At 51.1% G+C, this 17,199-nt stretch carries 8 protein-coding genes, 8 tRNA genes, 3 rRNA genes and 1 pseudogene; 16 read left to right on the top strand and 4 right to left on the bottom strand.

Annotated elements, in window-relative coordinates:
- Window positions 1-10 precede the first annotated feature (10 nt).
- The 4 genes from recF to ACK2JC_RS13260 all read left to right on the top strand — a co-directional run bounded on the left by recF (window position 11) and on the right by ACK2JC_RS13260 (window position 6,452).
- Complete coding sequence (gene recF, locus ACK2JC_RS13275; protein ID WP_320938174.1) at window positions 11-1,096, top strand: DNA replication/repair protein RecF; 1,086 nt, start codon at window positions 11-13, stop codon at window positions 1,094-1,096.
- 32 nt (window positions 1,097-1,128) lie between these two features.
- On the top strand, window positions 1,129-3,045 hold the full coding sequence (gene gyrB, locus ACK2JC_RS13270) for a DNA topoisomerase (ATP-hydrolyzing) subunit B (protein WP_007705115.1): 1,917 nt from the start codon (window positions 1,129-1,131) through the stop codon (window positions 3,043-3,045).
- A 46-nt stretch (window positions 3,046-3,091) separates the two neighbouring features.
- Window positions 3,092-5,644, top strand: a complete 2,553-nt coding sequence (gene gyrA / locus ACK2JC_RS13265) for a DNA gyrase subunit A (RefSeq protein WP_007705114.1) — start codon at window positions 3,092-3,094, stop codon at window positions 5,642-5,644.
- A gap of 94 nt (window positions 5,645-5,738) precedes the next feature.
- A complete protein-coding gene (locus tag ACK2JC_RS13260; protein WP_007705113.1) occupies window positions 5,739-6,452 on the top strand; it encodes a lysophospholipid acyltransferase family protein in 714 nt (237 codons plus the stop codon).
- Here the strand turns inward: ACK2JC_RS13260 and ACK2JC_RS13255 are convergent.
- Window positions 6,433-6,804, bottom strand: coding sequence for a hypothetical protein (locus ACK2JC_RS13255; protein ID WP_411338497.1), 372 nt, complete (start codon window positions 6,802-6,804; stop codon window positions 6,433-6,435). The genes ACK2JC_RS13260 and ACK2JC_RS13255 overlap by 20 nt on opposite strands.
- Window positions 6,805-7,164: 360 nt before the next feature.
- Here ACK2JC_RS13255 and ACK2JC_RS13250 point away from each other — a divergent pair.
- The 10 genes from ACK2JC_RS13250 (at window position 7,165) to ACK2JC_RS13205 (ending at window position 13,403) form a co-directional block, all read left to right on the top strand.
- Window positions 7,165-7,252 (top strand) — tRNA-Ser (locus tag ACK2JC_RS13250).
- 488 nt (window positions 7,253-7,740) lie between these two features.
- Window positions 7,741-9,270: ribosomal RNA gene (locus ACK2JC_RS13245) — 16S ribosomal RNA — on the top strand.
- A 64-nt stretch (window positions 9,271-9,334) separates the two neighbouring features.
- A 5S ribosomal RNA gene (gene rrf, locus ACK2JC_RS13240) occupies window positions 9,335-9,452 on the top strand.
- 374 nt (window positions 9,453-9,826) lie between these two features.
- Window positions 9,827-12,716, top strand: a 23S ribosomal RNA gene (locus ACK2JC_RS13235).
- Together the 16S, 23S and 5S rRNA genes with 7 tRNA genes alongside form the textbook arrangement of a ribosomal RNA operon.
- 74 nt (window positions 12,717-12,790) lie before the next feature.
- Window positions 12,791-12,864 (top strand) — tRNA-Asp (locus ACK2JC_RS13230).
- A 37-nt stretch (window positions 12,865-12,901) separates the two neighbouring features.
- Window positions 12,902-12,974 (top strand) — tRNA-Val (locus tag ACK2JC_RS13225).
- Window positions 12,975-13,016: 42 nt separating this feature from the next.
- Window positions 13,017-13,098: transfer RNA gene (locus ACK2JC_RS13220), tRNA-Tyr, on the top strand.
- Between the two features lie 52 nt (window positions 13,099-13,150).
- Window positions 13,151-13,224 (top strand) — tRNA-Met (locus ACK2JC_RS13215).
- 29 nt (window positions 13,225-13,253) lie between these two features.
- A tRNA-Lys gene (locus tag ACK2JC_RS13210) sits at window positions 13,254-13,326 on the top strand.
- A 4-nt stretch (window positions 13,327-13,330) separates the two neighbouring features.
- Window positions 13,331-13,403, top strand: a tRNA-Phe gene (locus ACK2JC_RS13205).
- 206 nt (window positions 13,404-13,609) lie between these two features.
- Here ACK2JC_RS13205 and ACK2JC_RS13200 read toward each other — a convergent pair.
- Both ACK2JC_RS13200 and ACK2JC_RS13195 read right to left on the bottom strand, forming a co-directional pair.
- Window positions 13,610-14,362: a transposase gene (locus ACK2JC_RS13200; protein ID WP_368275016.1), complete on the bottom strand. Its 753-nt coding sequence runs from the start codon at window positions 14,360-14,362 to the stop codon at window positions 13,610-13,612.
- Between the two features lie 144 nt (window positions 14,363-14,506).
- Window positions 14,507-14,740: pseudogene (locus ACK2JC_RS13195) on the bottom strand (transposase zinc-binding domain-containing protein); the annotation flags it as partial.
- A 182-nt stretch (window positions 14,741-14,922) separates the two neighbouring features.
- Between ACK2JC_RS13195 and ACK2JC_RS13190 the strand changes: the two are divergent.
- Both ACK2JC_RS13190 and ACK2JC_RS13185 read left to right on the top strand, forming a co-directional pair.
- Window positions 14,923-16,512 carry a sensor domain-containing diguanylate cyclase gene (locus tag ACK2JC_RS13190; RefSeq protein ID WP_024737804.1) on the top strand — a complete coding sequence of 530 codons (1,590 nt, stop codon included), beginning with the start codon at window positions 14,923-14,925 and terminating at the stop codon, window positions 16,510-16,512.
- A 94-nt stretch (window positions 16,513-16,606) separates the two neighbouring features.
- Window positions 16,607-16,690: transfer RNA gene (locus ACK2JC_RS13185), tRNA-Leu, on the top strand.
- Window positions 16,691-16,945: 255 nt separating this feature from the next.
- Here ACK2JC_RS13185 and ACK2JC_RS13180 read toward each other — a convergent pair.
- On the bottom strand, window positions 16,946-17,134 hold the full coding sequence (locus tag ACK2JC_RS13180) for a hypothetical protein (protein ID WP_034590592.1): 189 nt from the start codon (window positions 17,132-17,134) through the stop codon (window positions 16,946-16,948).
- Window positions 17,135-17,199 lie beyond the last annotated feature (65 nt).

Below are 17,199 nucleotides of genomic sequence, written 5' to 3'. Positions count from 1 at the left end.
GGAATGTTCCATGATCATTGAATCCATAGAGCTGAAAAATTATCGGAACTACGAAGAATTACATATGGAATTAAATGAGGGAACGAACATTCTGTACGGCGACAACGCCCAGGGAAAGACCAATATCCTGGAAGCGGTATACGTCTGCTGCACCTCAAAATCCCATAAAAACGCAAAGGACCGGGATATTATCCGGTTCGACCAGGATGAGTCCCACATCAAGATGCAGATCCGAAAGAACGATGTTCCCTATCGCATCGACATGCATCTGAAGAAAAACAAGCCCAAGGGGATCGCGATCAATGGGATGCCAATTCGCAGGGCCAGCGAACTTTTCGGTATCGCCAATGTGGTGTGTTTCTCGCCGGAAGATCTGAACATCATCAAAAACGGCCCCTCCGAACGCAGAAGATTTATCGATATGGAACTGTGCCAGTTGAATAAACTGTACGTCCACTCCCTTGTCCAGTACAACAAAGTGCTGGTCCAGCGCAACAAGCTGTTAAAGGAGCTGGCTTTCCGGCCGGACTACGGGGAGACGTTGGATGTATGGGATATGCAACTGGTAAATTATGGAAAAGAAGTGATGGAGTACCGCGGGGACTTTGTCTGCCGGCTGAATGAGATGATTCACGGGATCCACGCCAGGTTATCCGGCCAGAGGGAAGATTTAAAGATCTGTTACGAGCCGGACACCGACGCCGTCCAGTTTGAGGAGGCGTTAAAGCGGAGCAGACCCCAGGATATGAAGCAGAAGACGACGCTGTGCGGCCCGCACCGGGACGACATCAGTTTTTTTGTCAACGGCATCGATATTCGCAAATTCGGTTCCCAGGGACAGCAGCGCACGGCGGCTCTGTCCTTAAAGCTGTCTGAGCTGGAGCTGGTCAAGCAGTTGATCCACGACCGGCCGATTCTGCTGCTGGACGACGTGCTGTCTGAGTTGGACGCCGGCAGGCAGAACCATCTGTTAAACGCGATCAACGACATTCAGACCATCATCACCTGCACGGGATTGGACGATTTTGTAAACAATCGGTTTAAAATAGACAAGATATTTAAAGTCATCGACGGCGCCGTGGTCAGTGAAAACTGATCCCGCCAAGAACAAGAAAGGAAGATAGAAGCATGGGAGAGCAATACGGAGCAGATCAGATTCAGATTTTGGAGGGGCTTGAGGCCGTCAGAAAGCGGCCGGGCATGTACATCGGCAGTACAAGCGCCAGAGGTCTTCATCATCTGGTATATGAGATTGTAGATAATGCGGTGGACGAGGCATTGGCGGGATATTGTGATTCCATTGAAGTGACCATCAATGAGGACAATTCCATCACCGTAATCGACGACGGCCGCGGAATCCCGGTTGGCATACAGAAAAAAGCGGGTCTGCCCGCAGTTGAGGTGGTGTTTACCATCCTTCACGCCGGCGGAAAGTTCGGCAACGGCGGCTACAAGGTGTCCGGCGGCCTCCATGGCGTTGGCGCATCCGTTGTAAACGCTCTCTCCGAGTGGCTGGAGGTTCAGGTCTATCTGGATGGGAACATTTACCAGCAGCGCTATGAGCGGGGGAAGGTGATGTATCCCCTGAAGATCGTAGGCAAATGCGAACCCCACGAGCACGGCACCCATGTTAGATTCCTTCCCGACAAGGAAATTTTCGAGGAGACGGAGTTCGACTATGATACCTTGAAGATCCGTCTGCGCGAGACCGCCTTCCTGACCAAGAATTTAAAAATCACTCTGCGGGACGACCGCGAGGAGGAAGTGAAAGAGAAAACCTTCCATTACGAGGGCGGTATCCGCGAGTTTGTGGCTTATCTCAACAAGGGAAAAACCCCCTTATACGAGCAGGTGATCTACTGCGAGGGAACACGGGAAGGCGTGTACGTGGAGGTTTCCTTGCAGCACAACGACTCCTATACCGAGGGGATTTACACCTTTGTAAACAATATCAACACCCCCGAGGGCGGCACCCATCTGACCGGATTTAAGAACGCCCTGACCAAGACCTTCAACGATTACGCCCGCAAGAACAAGCTTCTCAAGGAAAATGAGGACAGTCTGTCCGGCGAGGATATCCGGGAGGGGTTAACCGCTATCATCAGCGTAAAGATCGAGGATCCCCAGTTTGAGGGGCAGACCAAGCAGAAGCTGGGCAACAGCGAAGCCAGAACCGCGGTGGACAATGTAGTCAGCGAGCAGCTGACCTATTTCCTGGAGCAGAATCCTTCGGTGGCCAAGAGCATCTGTGAGAAATCCATTCTGGCCCAGCGCGCCCGCGCGGCTGCCCGCAAGGCCAGGGATTTGACGCGCCGTAAATCCGCTCTGGACGGAGTGGCCCTGCCCGGAAAGCTGGCGGACTGTTCCGACAAGAATCCGGTAAACTGCGAGATTTACATCGTAGAGGGAGATTCCGCCGGCGGCTCCGCAAAGACCGCCAGATCCCGTGCAACCCAGGCAATCCTGCCCCTGCGCGGAAAGATTTTAAACGTGGAAAAGGCCAGAATGGACCGTATCTACGGCAACGCTGAGATCAAGGCCATGATCACCGCCTTCGGAACCGGAATCCATGAAGATTTCGATATCACAAAGCTGCGCTACCACAAGATCATTATCATGACCGATGCCGATGTGGACGGAGCCCACATCAGCACCCTGCTTCTGACCTTCCTTTACCGGTTTATGCCGGAGCTGATCAAACAGGGATACGTGTACCTGGCCCAGCCGCCGTTATACAAGGTTGAGAAAAACAAACGCATCTGGTACGCCTACAGCGACGAGGAGTTAAACTCTATCCTGACGGATGTCGGCCGCGACGGCAATAACAAGATCCAGCGTTACAAAGGTCTGGGAGAGATGGACGCGGAGCAGCTCTGGGAGACCACCATGGATCCCGAGCGCAGAATCCTTCTGCGGGTGACCATGGACGACGAGACCCAGTCCGAGCTGGATTTGACCTTCACCACCCTCATGGGCGACCAGGTTGAGCCGAGAAGAGAATTTATCGAGTCCAACGCCAAGCGCGTACAGAATCTGGACATTTAATAAACTCGCATCAGCTGTTACATTGCAAATATAAAGGAGATTGAATATGGAACCAAATGTATTTGACAAGGTTCACGAGGTAGACCTTAAAAAGACTATGGAGCAGTCGTACATCGACTACGCCATGAGTGTAATCAGCGCCAGGGCGCTGCCCGATGTAAGAGACGGCCTTAAGCCGGTTCAGAGACGCGTCCTGTTCTCCATGATCGAGCTGAACAACGGTCCGGATAAACCCCACCGTAAATGCGCCCGTATCGTCGGCGATACCATGGGTAAATATCACCCCCACGGCGACAGCTCTATTTACGGCGCTCTGGTCAACATGGCCCAGGAGTGGTCTACCCGTTACCCGCTGGTGGACGGACACGGCAACTTCGGTTCCGTGGACGGCGACGGCGCTGCGGCTATGCGATACACGGAAGCCCGTCTGAGCAAGATTTCCATGGAAATGCTGGCGGACATCAATAAAGACACCGTCAATTTTGTGCCCAACTTCGACGAAACCGAGCGGGAGCCGGTTGTGCTTCCCTCCCGGTACCCCAACCTGCTGGTCAACGGCGCATCCGGTATCGCCGTGGGTATGGCCACCAATATTCCGCCCCACAACCTGCGCGAGGTGGTGGGCGCTGTGGTGAAAATGATCGACAACCGGGTCCAGGAAGACCGGGAGACTACCATGGAAGAGCTCATGGAGATCGTCAAGGGTCCCGACTTCCCCACCGGAGCCACTATTTTGGGCCGCAGGGCCATCGAGCAGGCCTACCGCACCGGCCGTTCCAAGATCAAAGTGCGGGCCGTGACCAACATTGAGACCATGGCCAACGGCAAATCCAGAATAATTGTCTCCGAGCTGCCCTATATGGTCAACAAGGCCCGGCTTATCGAGAAGATCGCCGACCTGGTGAAGGAGAAAAAGATCGACGGGATCACCTACATCGGTGACGAGTCCAACCGCGAGGGCATGCGCATCAACATAGAGCTGCGCCGGGATGTGAACGCCAACGTGATTTTAAACCAGCTGTTAAAACACACCCAGCTGCAGGACACTTTCGGCGTGATTATGCTGGCACTGGTGGACAGCCAGCCCAAGGTGCTGAATCTGCATCAGATGTTGGATTACTACTTAAAGCACCAGGAGGACGTGGTCCGCAGAAGGACCCAGTACGACTTAAACAAGGCGGAGGAGCGCGCCCATATTTTGGAAGGTCTGCTCATCGCCCTGGATCACATCGACGAGGTGATCAGCATTATTCGCGGTTCCGCCAACGTGTCGGAGGCCAAGCGGCTTTTGACGGAGCGATTCGGGCTCTCCGATGCTCAGGCCCAGGCCATCGTGGACATGCGTCTGCGCGCTCTGACCGGTTTGGAGCGTGAGAAAATTGAAAATGAGTACAAGGAGCTCCAGGCGAGAATCAGCGAGTTGAAGGCGATTCTTGCGGACGAGAAAAAGCTTTTAACTGTGATCAAAGATGAGATTACCGTAATTGCCGACAAATACGGCGACGACCGACGCACGGCCATCGGTTATGACGACGACATGTCCATGGAAGACCTGATTCCCGATGAGGACACGGTGATCGCCATGACTCATTTAGGTTACATCAAGCGCATGGACGTGGACAATTTCCGGTCCCAGAACCGCGGCGGAAAGGGCATCAAGGGGATGCAGACCATCGAGGAGGACTACATTGAGGACCTTCTGATGACCACCAACCACCATTATGTGATGTGCTTTACCAACACGGGCCGGGTTTACCGCCTGAAGGCATACGAGATTCCCGAGGCGGGCCGTACGGCCAGGGGAACGGCCATCGTGAACCTACTCCAGCTTCAGCCGGAGGAGAAGATCACGGCGATCATTCCCATGCGGGAGTACAATGAGGACAAATACCTGTTCATGGCCACCAAGGGCGGAATGGTGAAGAAAACGCCCATGTGCGAGTACGAGAACGTGCGCAAGAACGGCTTGCAGGCCATTGTGCTGCGGGAGAACGACGAGCTGATCGAGGTTAAGGCAACGGACAATCAGGAGGACATTTTCCTGATCACCAAGAACGGCATGTGTATCCGGTTCCATGAGACAGACGTCCGGGTGACCGGCCGCGTTTCTATGGGTGTGATCGGTATGCGATTTGAGGATGGGGACGAGGTGATCGGCATGCAGATGGCCAGCCAGGGCGACTCCCTGCTTGTGGTGTCCGAGAACGGTATGGGCAAACGTACGGTGATCAACGAATTCAGCGCTCAGAACCGCGGCGGCAAGGGCGTGATCTGCTACAAGATCACGGAGAAGACCGGCTGCCTCATTGGAGCCAAGCTGGTGGACGACGGCCGTGAGATCATGATGATCACCACCGAGGGGATTGTGATCCGCATGGTGGTGGACGATATTTCCGTGATTGGGCGAAATACCTCGGGCGTGAAGCTGATGGCGATTGACCATGATTCCGATATCAAGGTTGCAAGCATCGCAAAAGTGCGCGAGAGCGTGACCAAGGACAGCAATGTCTACAACGAAGAGTATATAGAGGACGAGAACAGCGATTCGGAGGAGGAATCCGAGGAGACTGAAGGGGACGAATCCGGCAGCGAAGCGTAATACGGAACAAGAATGAGTAAAGGGCTTCCCGCAGCAACGGGAGGCCCTTTGTGAAATTATGGAGCCGGAAATTTAACATAAGGGGTAGGCAGTTATGTGGCGGATCATCTATATGGTACTTATGAACCTGTTTCATGCTCCCATATGGCTTTATAAAATCGGCCGTATGGGGCGGCCTGAGGACAGGCACACCAAAGAAGAACGATATGAATATATTGCAAAGATGGACAAACGGATCATCCGCAGGGGGCGTGTGGATCTGGTGTGCACCGGTGCGGACCTGATTCCAAAGCGGGACGGGTTTATTATGTTTCCCAACCATCAGGGGCTGTTTGACGTGCTGGCACTGTTTGCCACCTGTCCGCGGCCGTTTTCGGTTGTGATTAAGAAGGAAGCGGCTGAGCTGGTGCTGGTAAAACAGGTCCTGGGAGCGATGCGAAGCCTGTCCATGGACCGGGACGACATCAAAGATCAGGTGCGCGTGATCGGCGAGGTGACCAGGCGGGTGAAGCAGGGAGATAATTTTGTGATATTCCCCGAGGGCCACCGCAGCCGCAATGGAAATGAAATTCTGGAATTCAAGAGCGGCACCTTTAAAAGCGCCGTAAAGGCGGGATGTCCCATCGTGCCCGTAGCGCTGATTAACAGCTACCGGCCCTTTGACATCCGCTCTCTCCGGCGCGAGCGGGTGGAGATCCATTATCTGGAGCCCATTTATCCGGATCAGTATGCGGGGATGAAGACGGTGGAGATCGCGCAGATCGTCCATGACCGGATTCAGGAGGAAATTAATCGGAATATCCGGTAGCTTTCATCTGCATTTTACAAACATACATTCTGTCGTCGGCCAGCTTCTCAAGGTCCGCAAAGCCTTGTCCGGGTTCGTGCAGGGCGGTTCCAACCGCAATCCCGCACGGAGGAATGCCGTATGCGCGGTTGCTCTCCCGGATCATTTCCAGGATCTGGTCTGCTGCCAGATCCGGATAATCAGGGGAACAGTTTCGTTCCACCCATCGGTTTGGCACCAGCAGATAGTTTTCCGTGCCTTCAAGGGCCAGTGCCCAGTTTAAGGAGCCGGACATTTCCTGCACAAACAGGTTCAGAAGGGGGAGCCCTTCAACGCTTCTTGGAATGGCAGCTCCATGATTTCCGGCCCGCAAAGACTGATTCAGCCGGAATTCCCACAGATCACCCGGCGGTCTGCCTCATCTACTATATAATAGCACTTGATGGTCCTGAGCAGTTATTCATCACAATATCCTTTTCCGCCATGAGGCATAGAATCTGTTTTTTTGGTTACGATATGATAATAGGATCGATAAATCATAATTGAAATGGACTCACTTTTCAATGATATCCTGATGTTTGGCCTTCGCATCCGGTCCCTAAAAGGCGATATCGCAAATAGTCGCAAAATGTCGTCAAAAATGGGTTGACAAGGACGAGTTGATCTAGTATAATGATCAATGCGTCTGAGGACAGAAATGTCGCAGGACCAATCATATGGAAATTGTGAATTCGGAGAAATACTCAAGAGGCCGAAGAGGCGCCCCTGCTAAGGGTGTAGGTCGGGAAACCGGCGCGAGGGTTCAAATCCCTCTTTCTCCGCTCTTTTTTCCAAATGATTATTTTTTTACACTTCCGTAGAAAAATAAAAATTAATCATAAAAAGCGGTTGACAAGATTCGACAAGCGTGATATGATTAATATCCGCTGGGGGTAAAAACCTGGCGGACACATTGGACGTTCAAGCCAACCGGCTGAAAAGAAAATGAAAAAAGTTGTTGACAAACGAAAGCCACTGTGGTAACATAGTAAAGCTGCTGTTGAGAGATCAACAACAAAACAAAAAAGTTTTTAAAAAAGTTGTTGACAAACGCTAGCGAGTGTGCTAAGATATAAAAGTTGCTGCTAACGAAGAACAACAACAGAGAACCTTGAAAATCAAAGATTGAACAGTATGTAAAACCCTGAAAATTCTAAAGAAAAAGGTCTGGTTTAGACCTTTGGATTTGAGAAAATTCAGAACAAAACCAAGTAATGAAGGTTAAAGATAACTAGCCAAGCTAAGTAGTCTAAGACCAAGAATCAACTTTTAATTTGAGAGTTTGATCCTGGCTCAGGATGAACGCTGGCGGCGTGCCTAACACATGCAAGTCGAACGAAGCATTTCAGCTGAAGTTTTCGGATGGATTCTGAGATGACTGAGTGGCGGACGGGTGAGTAACACGTGGATAACCTGCCTCACACTGGGGGACAACAGTTAGAAATGACTGCTAATACCGCATAAGCGCACAGTACCGCATGGTACAGTGTGAAAAACTCCGGTGGTGTGAGATGGATCCGCGTCTGATTAGCCAGTTGGCGGGGTAACGGCCCACCAAAGCGACGATCAGTAGCCGACCTGAGAGGGTGACCGGCCACATTGGGACTGAGACACGGCCCAAACTCCTACGGGAGGCAGCAGTGGGGAATATTGCACAATGGGCGAAAGCCTGATGCAGCGACGCCGCGTGAGTGAAGAAGTATTTCGGTATGTAAAGCTCTATCAGCAGGGAAGATAATGACGGTACCTGACTAAGAAGCCCCGGCTAACTACGTGCCAGCAGCCGCGGTAATACGTAGGGGGCAAGCGTTATCCGGATTTACTGGGTGTAAAGGGAGCGTAGACGGCATGGCAAGTCTGAAGTGAAAACCCAGGGCTCAACCCTGGGACTGCTTTGGAAACTGTCAAGCTAGAGTGCAGGAGAGGTAAGTGGAATTCCTAGTGTAGCGGTGAAATGCGTAGATATTAGGAGGAACACCAGTGGCGAAGGCGGCTTACTGGACTGTAACTGACGTTGAGGCTCGAAAGCGTGGGGAGCAAACAGGATTAGATACCCTGGTAGTCCACGCCGTAAACGATGAGTGCTAGGTGTTGGGGGGCAAAGCCCTTCGGTGCCGTCGCAAACGCAATAAGCACTCCACCTGGGGAGTACGTTCGCAAGAATGAAACTCAAAGGAATTGACGGGGACCCGCACAAGCGGTGGAGCATGTGGTTTAATTCGAAGCAACGCGAAGAACCTTACCAAGTCTTGACATCCTCTTGACCGGCGTGTAACGGCGCCTTTCCTTCGGGACAAGAGAGACAGGTGGTGCATGGTTGTCGTCAGCTCGTGTCGTGAGATGTTGGGTTAAGTCCCGCAACGAGCGCAACCCTTATCCTTAGTAGCCAGCAGTGAGATGGGCACTCTAGGGAGACTGCCAGGGACAACCTGGAGGAAGGTGGGGATGACGTCAAATCATCATGCCCCTTATGATTTGGGCTACACACGTGCTACAATGGCGTAAACAAAGGGAAGCGACCCTGCGAAGGTGAGCAAATCTCAAAAATAACGTCCCAGTTCGGACTGTAGTCTGCAACCCGACTACACGAAGCTGGAATCGCTAGTAATCGCGAATCAGAATGTCGCGGTGAATACGTTCCCGGGTCTTGTACACACCGCCCGTCACACCATGGGAGTCAGCAACGCCCGAAGTCAGTGACCCAACCGAAAGGAGGGAGCTGCCGAAGGCGGGGCAGGTAACTGGGGTGAAGTCGTAACAAGGTAGCCGTATCGGAAGGTGCGGCTGGATCACCTCCTTTCTAAGGAAGAAGAAGTAAGGGTTTTATATACTGTTGAATCTTGGATTTGCCAAGGTAAAAAATTTCCGGTGGCGATGCGCTTGGGGGAAACACCCGTTCCCATCCCGAACACGATGGTTAAGACTCAAGCGGCCGATGGTACTATGCTGGTGACGGCATGGGAGAGCAGGTGGCTGCCGGATTCCTTTAAAAAACTCACTCTTAAAGAGTGTTTTATATAGAACAGACACGTTCCAATGGGTGGAGGTAAAAGCGAAGCCTGTGTTAAAGAATGTGTTAACCTACGTCAGCAGGGAAGTGCTGTTCCTTATAACTGGTTTTTACCAGTGATTAGTGAATTCAAGTTGATTGAGTTCGCTAATGACTGATAAACTTCAGTCTCTATGTACCTTGAAAACCGCATATTGAATGAAAATGAATTGAATATTCTATAGAATAATCAAGACATCCGAGGGATACATCGAAAGATGTATCAAATGTAACAAACCTAAGACCAAACGATCCAACGCTATGGATTGTCGATGAGTCGGAGCAACCCGCACCGACGAGTCATTTTGGTTAAGCTATAAAGAGCGCAGGGTGGATGCCTTGGCACTAAGAGCCGATGAAAGACGTGATAAGCTGCGAAAAGCTTCGGGGAGGAGCAAATATCCTTTGATCCGGAGATATCTGAATGGGGAAACCTGGCTGAGCAACCCTCAGTCGACGTATGGTGAATACATAGCCATACGCTGGGAACCCGGTGAACTGAAACATCTAAGTAGCCGGAGGAAGAGAAAGAAAAATCGATTCCCAAAGTAGCGGCGAGCGAAATGGGAAGAGCCCAAACCAGCGTGCGTGCACGCTGGGGTTATGGACTGCGGAAAGCTAGCTGATTCGTTAGTGGAACTGTCTGGGAAGTCAGACCAAAGAGAGTGAAAGTCTCGTACACGAAAACGATAGGCAGCGGCAGGATCCAGAGTACCACGAGACACGTGAAACCTTGTGGGAAGTCGGAGGGACCACCCTCCAAGGCTAAATACTCCTTAGTGACCGATAGCGCATAGTACTGTGAAGGAAAGGTGAAAAGGACCCCGGGAGGGGAGTGAAAAAGAACCTGAAACCCTGTGTTTACAAGCTGTGGAAGCACGTTAAGGTGCGACCGCGTACTTTTTGTAGAACGGTCCGGCGAGTTGCCGGTACTGGCAAGGTTAAGTGGTTAAGCCACGGAGCCGAAGGGAAACCAAGTCTCAAATGGGCGTAAAGTCAGTACAGGCAGACCCGAAACCGGGTGACCTATCCATGTCCAGGTTGAAGCGGAAGTAAAATTCCGTGGAGGACCGGATCCACATCCGTTGAAAAGGGTGGGAATGAGGTGTGGATAGGGGAGAAATTCCAATCGAACCCGGAGATAGCTGGTTCTCCTCGAAATAGCTTTAGGGCTAGCCTCATATTAGTCTAGCGGAGGTAGAGCACTGAATTCCTAAGGGGGCGTCAAAGCTTACCAAGGGATATCAAACTCCGAATGCCGTATAGATGATGTATGGGAGTCAGACTGCACGAGATAAGTTGGGTAGTCAAAAGGGAAAGAGCCCAGACCTACAGCTAAGGTCCCAAAGTGTGTGTTAAGTGGAAAAGGATGTGGGATTTCAGAGACAACTAGGATGTTGGCTTAGAAGCAGCCACACATTCAAAGAGTGCGTAATAGCTCACTAGTCGAGAGGTCCTGCGCCGAAAATGTCCGGGGCTAAAACACAACACCGAAGCTTAGGAATGTCGTAAGACATTGGTAGAGGAGCATTCTTAAAGGAACGAAGCAGTACCGACAAGGAGCTGTGGACTTTTAAGAAGAGAGAATGCCGGAATGAGTAGCGAGATGGAGGTGAGAATCCTCCAGGCCGAATATCCAAGGTTTCCAGAGTAAAGCTGATCTGCTCTGGGTAAGTCGGGGCCTAAGGCGAGGCTGAAAAGCGTAGTCGATGGACAACAGGTTGAAATTCCTGTACCGCGTATTATCAGAACTGTGGGGACGCAGAAGGACAACACAACCCGGGAATGGGAAGACCGGGGCAAGCGAGGTAGGAGTATGGTTGGCAAATCCGCCGTACAATCCGAAGACGTGACGCGTAGCGAACTATAAGTAGCGAAGTGTGTGATTCCAGCTGCCAAGAAAAGCCGCTATTGTGTAATACGTGCCCGTACCGTAAACCGACACAGGTAGATGAGGAGAGAATCCTAAGGCCGGCGGGAGAAGCATTGTTAAGGAACTCGGCAAAATGACCCTGTAACTTCGGGATAAAGGGTGCCAGAGAGATCTGGCCGCAGAGAATAGGCTCAAGCAACTGTTTAGCAAAAACACAGGTCTATGCAAAACCGAAAGGTGAGGTATATGGGCTGACGCCTGCCCGGTGCTGGAAGGTTAAGAGGAGAGGTTAGCGCAAGCGAAGCTTTGAATTTAAGCCCCAGTAAACGGCGGCCGTAACTATAACGGTCCTAAGGTAGCGAAATTCCTTGTCGGGTAAGTTCCGACCCGCACGAAAGGCGTAATGATTTGAGCGCTGTCTCAACAATGCACCCGGTGAAATTGAAATACCAGTGAAGATGCTGGTTACCTGCGCCAGGACGGAAAGACCCCATGGAGCTTTACTCCAGCTTGATACTGGGATTCGGTATTGCATGTACAGGATAGGTGGGAGGCTTTGAAGGTAGGACGCCAGTCTTACTGGAGCCAATGTTGGGATACCACCCTTGCGATATTGGGTTTCTAACCTGCAGCCGTGACCCGGCTGGGGGACAATGTCAGGTGGGGAGTTTGACTGGGGCGGTCGCCTCCGAAAGGGTATCGGAGGCGCTCAAAGGTTCCCTCAGAATGGTTGGAAACCATTCGCAGAGTGCAAAGGCATAAGGGAGCTTGACTGCGAGACCGACGGGTCGAGCAGGTACGAAAGTAGGACTTAGTGATCCGGTGGTAGAAAGTGGGATTGCCATCGCTCAACGGATAAAAGCTACCCTGGGGATAACAGGCTTATCACTCCCAAGAGTTCACATCGACGGAGTGGTTTGGCACCTCGATGTCGGCTCATCGCATCCTGGGGCTGTAGCAGGTCCCAAGGGTTGGGCTGTTCGCCCATTAAAGCGGTACGCGAGCTGGGTTCAGAACGTCGTGAGACAGTTCGGTCCCTATCCGGCGCGGGCGTAGGATATTTGAGAGGAGCTGTCCTTAGTACGAGAGGACCGGGATGGACGGACCGCTGGTGTATCTGTTGGGTACCAAGCCCATGGCAGAGTAGCCAAGTCTGGACGGGATAAACGCTGAAGGCATCTAAGCGTGAAGCCCCCCTCAAGATGAGATATCCCATAGCGCAAGCTAGTAAGACCCCTTGAAGACGACGAGGTAGATAGGTTAGAGGTGGAAGTGCAGTAATGTATGGAGCTGACTAATACTAATCGGTCGAGGGCTTAACCAAAACGGTATAGGTTTTAAACATCATTCAATATGTGGTTTTGAAGGTATATAGTTTCAGTACTATGTACTTGAAATGGCCCGGTGGCTCAGCTGGTTAGAGCGCCGCCCTGTCACGGCGGAGGTCGACGGTTCGAACCCGTTCCGGGTCGTTTTTCTTTTGTATTTTTGTTGGTAGACATACCATTTGGGGTCTTAGCTCAGCTGGGAGAGCATCTGCCTTACAAGCAGAGGGTCACAGGTTCGAGCCCTGTAGGCCCCACTCATCGTATGATTTGCCGGAAAGTGCATACAATAAGAATATGGATGGATTCCCGAGTGGCCAAAGGGGACAGACTGTAAATCTGCTGCAAATTGCTTCGGTGGTTCGAATCCACCTCCATCCATTTCAATGTTTTGTTGACAAAGCGTTGAAAATGTTTTATAATATCATATTAGCGCGGGGTGGAGCAGTCTGGAAGCTCGTCGGGCTCATAACCCGAAGGTCGTAGGTTCAAATCCTGCCCCCGCAATTTTTTTTGTCTAAGGACAAAACCTAAATGGGCGTGTAGCTCAGGTGGTAGAGCACTTGACTTTTAATCAAGTTGTCCGGGGTTCGAGCCCCCGCACGCTCATTTAGCCCAGATAGCTCAGTTGGTAGAGCAGAGGACTGAAAATCCTCGTGTCGCTGGTTCGATTCCGGCTCTGGGCACGAAAGCACTTATCAGAGATGATAGGTGCTTTTTTGCTTTATAGGAAACTTCTCAAATCAGCGAAGATGGTGTATAATAGATTGGAAATAAAAAAGGCATAGCAAAAGAGCGAAGGTGTGACTTCGCCATGACGTTGTCTATGTATTTTTTGTTTTTGGTTTAGGCTGCACTATCTGACGGTAGAGAAAGAATAGGGCATATGGAACTATCCATATCCCATAACCTTTCGATAGCGTTCAAATAGTGCAGTTTTTTTGTGGTAAACTTCTAAAACCAACATAGAAGTGCCACACTCCGGGCATCTGAGCGGATCATAGCCAAAGGTCAGAAGAATCAAATTCCGCCAATCTAGGAGCTTAGAAAGATAATGCTGCTTCTGCTTGGATAAACATTTCCGGAGATTTTTTTCCTGTTTGTGGTGCTTTGCATAAATGCCGTAGTAGCGGACCATTTTAAAATGCTTGTCAGGGATATGCAGGATCAGGCGTTTGATAAAGTCAATGGCGGGGATGCATTCTGTGATCGTTTTATGGTCCTCATGTCGCTGATAATGGAACGTCACAGAATCCCCGTCATAGGCATCCATCCTGGAAGTGGCAATGACAGGCCGTCCAAGGTATCTGCTGATGTATTTAATGGTGATATCAGGAGAACACAAATTAGGTTTGGCTCTCACATAAAAGCCTTCGGGATGGTCTTTGTAGATTTGATTTTTAAGCTTCTTAAAAGGCGGCCCCAGTTTAAGAGAGAGCTGATCCAAAAGGACTTTCCGAAAAGCCAGGCGCAGGAAATCATAATCAAAATGGGGATTGGGTCGCCAGGGAGTAATGTTGCCAGCACCGCCTTCCGAAATCAGGGCATGGATGTGAGGATTCCACTTTAAATCTCTACCGAAGGTATGAAGGACGCAGATAAAACCAGGAGTAAAGAGTTCGGACTTATTCATCTTGAAGAACATGCGTAGGACGACATCCCTGACAGAATGGAACAGGCAGTTAAGGAGTGAGTGGTCCTTAAGAAAGAAGATGCGCAGTTCCTCAGGAATGGTAAAGACACAGTGTCTGTGGATACAGGAAACGAGTTTACAAGACATACGAAAAGCACGTTTCTGGTTATAGACGTTGCCGCATGAGGGACAGAACCGGCTTTTACAGGAAAAGGGAACAAATTTAAGGTTACCACAATGAGGACAGCCAAAGAAAGCTCCGCCATAAGAAGGATCATGGCAGAGGATCATCCGGTTGATGTTATCCAAAACATTTTTATCAGGTCGAATAACATATTGGATATATTCAAAGTGGTCAGAAAAAATAGTTTGGAGGATGTTCTTATGCATAAGAACATTTTACAATAAAGCAGCAAAAAAGGAAATCCCCTAAAACCCCTCATGAGTGAGGGGCAGGGGAGTTGAGAGTGCCGAAGGCACTTTGTTCTTGTATCTGTGCTGGCTTTTACGCTTTAAAAGAGGTATAATAAGAAATAACAATGGGGTGCGCGGCGACTGACGGGGGGACAAGTATGTATCATTGCAGGTTGCGTATTGCGGTATTTGATGAAAAACCGGATCTGGCGGAGATGGTACGGCAGATTGAACCGCTGGAGCGCTTTGAACATGCGGTAGAGCGGCGTTCGGCGAAGGAGCTGACAGCCGTGGAAAATTTTGGACTTTTAATCTGGAATCTGGGGGACGGGATGTCGCCCGGAGCGCTGCGGGAAATCTGCGGGCCGGATACGGTTCTGGTATACTGCGCGGACCGCCACTGGCTGGACTGCGGCGGCGGGGATGAGATCGGGGAGGCGGATGAAATATGGGAGCTGCCTCTGAATTTCAGATGCGCGCGGCAGCGCCTGGAACGCCTGCTTAAGCAGATCAAGCTGGAACGGGACCTGCATTTGTACCGCTCTTATCTGGATACGGCCATCGACAGTATTCCGGACATGGTGTGGTTCAAGGCGTTGGACGGGACCCATGTGAAGGTAAACAAGGCGTTCTGCAGCACCGTGGGAAAGTCGCGGGAGGACGTTACCGGGCGGGATCACTGTTATATCTGGGATGTGTCGAGGGAGGATTTCGAGCGGGGAGAGGGCGTCTGCAAGGAGACTGAGGACGCGGTGATTAAGGAGCGTAAAACCCTTCAGTTTACGGAGATGGTCAAGAGCCACGGCTCTTTGAGACAGTTTCGCACCTACAAATCGCCGCTGTTTGATTCGGACGGCGTCACAATTTTGGGAACCGTGGGAATCGGACATGATGTGACGGATCTGGTCAATCTGAACACGGAGGTTGAGATTCTGCTCAGCAGTATGCCCTACGCGATCCTGCTCAGGGACAACGAAGGGCGTATTCTGAATGTGAATAAACCGTTTGAGCAATATTTTGAAGTCCGGAGGGAGGAGGTTCTGGGGAAAGAGTACGAGGGATGGATATCCCGGGCTTTTTTTGAGGAACACTCCATCAATTCCGAGGGATTTGTGGAGTCCAAGGTGTGCTTAAACGGCGAGGCCGGGCGGACTCTTGAGATCCATGAGAACAATATCTACGATATCTTCGAGAATGTGGTCGGGAAACTCAGCATTTTCCGGGACGTCACCATGGAGCGGCAGCTGGAAGAGCAGATTCTGCGCAACTCCAATACGGATTTTTTGACCGGCCTGTACAACCGCAGAAGCCTGTACCAGTACCTGCATAATAACCGGAACGGCCGCCTGCTTAACCTGCTCTATGTGGATTTGGATTATTTCAAGCATGTGAACGATACCTATGGACATAAGGTCGGGGATGATGCGCTGATTTTGACGGCAAAGGTCCTGAGGGAATGCTTTAAAAATGAATTTATCGCCAGAATCGGCGGAGATGAGTTCCTGATTGTGCAGCTGGGCGAGGCGCAGCGGGAGGCGTTGGAGTCCAAGGCGCAGCAGCTTCTGGACCAGCTTTCGGATGTCTTTGGCAGCACGGAGAATATGGACAGCCTGTCGGCCAGCATCGGCATTGTCCAGAACGGCGCTCCGGATAGGGATATCGACCTGTTGATTCAACAGAGCGACGCGGCGCTCTACCAGGCAAAGGAGAGCGGCAGGGGGAAATACTGTATTTACGGTATTTCGTAAAAAATCGTAAAAATTTGCAAAATGTATATTGACAAAATGTGGATTGTCCGGTATAATTATTTTCGTTGTGCAGGAGAAATTCGGCGCAGCAAATGCAGAAGTGGCGGAATTGGCAGACGCGCACGGTTCAGGTCCGTGTGGTAGTAATACCTTGTGGGTTCGACTCCCATCTTCTGCAGGCAGAAGAAAAGCTCTTTGATCGCAGGCGGTCAGAGAGCTTTTTTAGTCGTGCGGTGCATTTTTGCGGGATTAGCCGATCTTTGTCTGGCGTTGGGGGAATTCCTGGGGAATTTCCGGGGAGGCGTTGTCCGATGAGGGCAGATCGATCTCCGGAATGTCGCCGTCCCCGTAAGTGCTGTTTTTTCAGGGGGTTTCTAAGGGTTCCTGTCTGGTTGGGGATTGGTACATGGCGTAGCTCCTTTCGCGGATAGATTTACATTTTGGCGATGCTCTCCACATAGTTGCGCATCTCATCCCGGCTGTTCACCGTTCGGGCGCCGTTTACGATCTGTTCCTGGCGCGTTTTGTCCATATGGGCGAATTTGTTCAGGATGTCGCTGTGTAGGGCCAGCTCCATGGTGAAGCCGATGGGGAGTTCGTCGTTGTCAATATAGTTGATCATATTGGACCTCCGTTCTGAATTCTTTGGTATTAGGATGTGCGCTGCCGCAAAAGATATGCGCGATG

It is taken from the genome of Enterocloster lavalensis (assembly GCF_046603895.1).
Classification (GTDB): Bacteria; Bacillota; Clostridia; order Lachnospirales; family Lachnospiraceae; genus Enterocloster; species Enterocloster lavalensis.
Note: the sequence above shows the minus strand (reverse complement) of the source record. Positions and strands in the feature narration are given on the sequence as shown.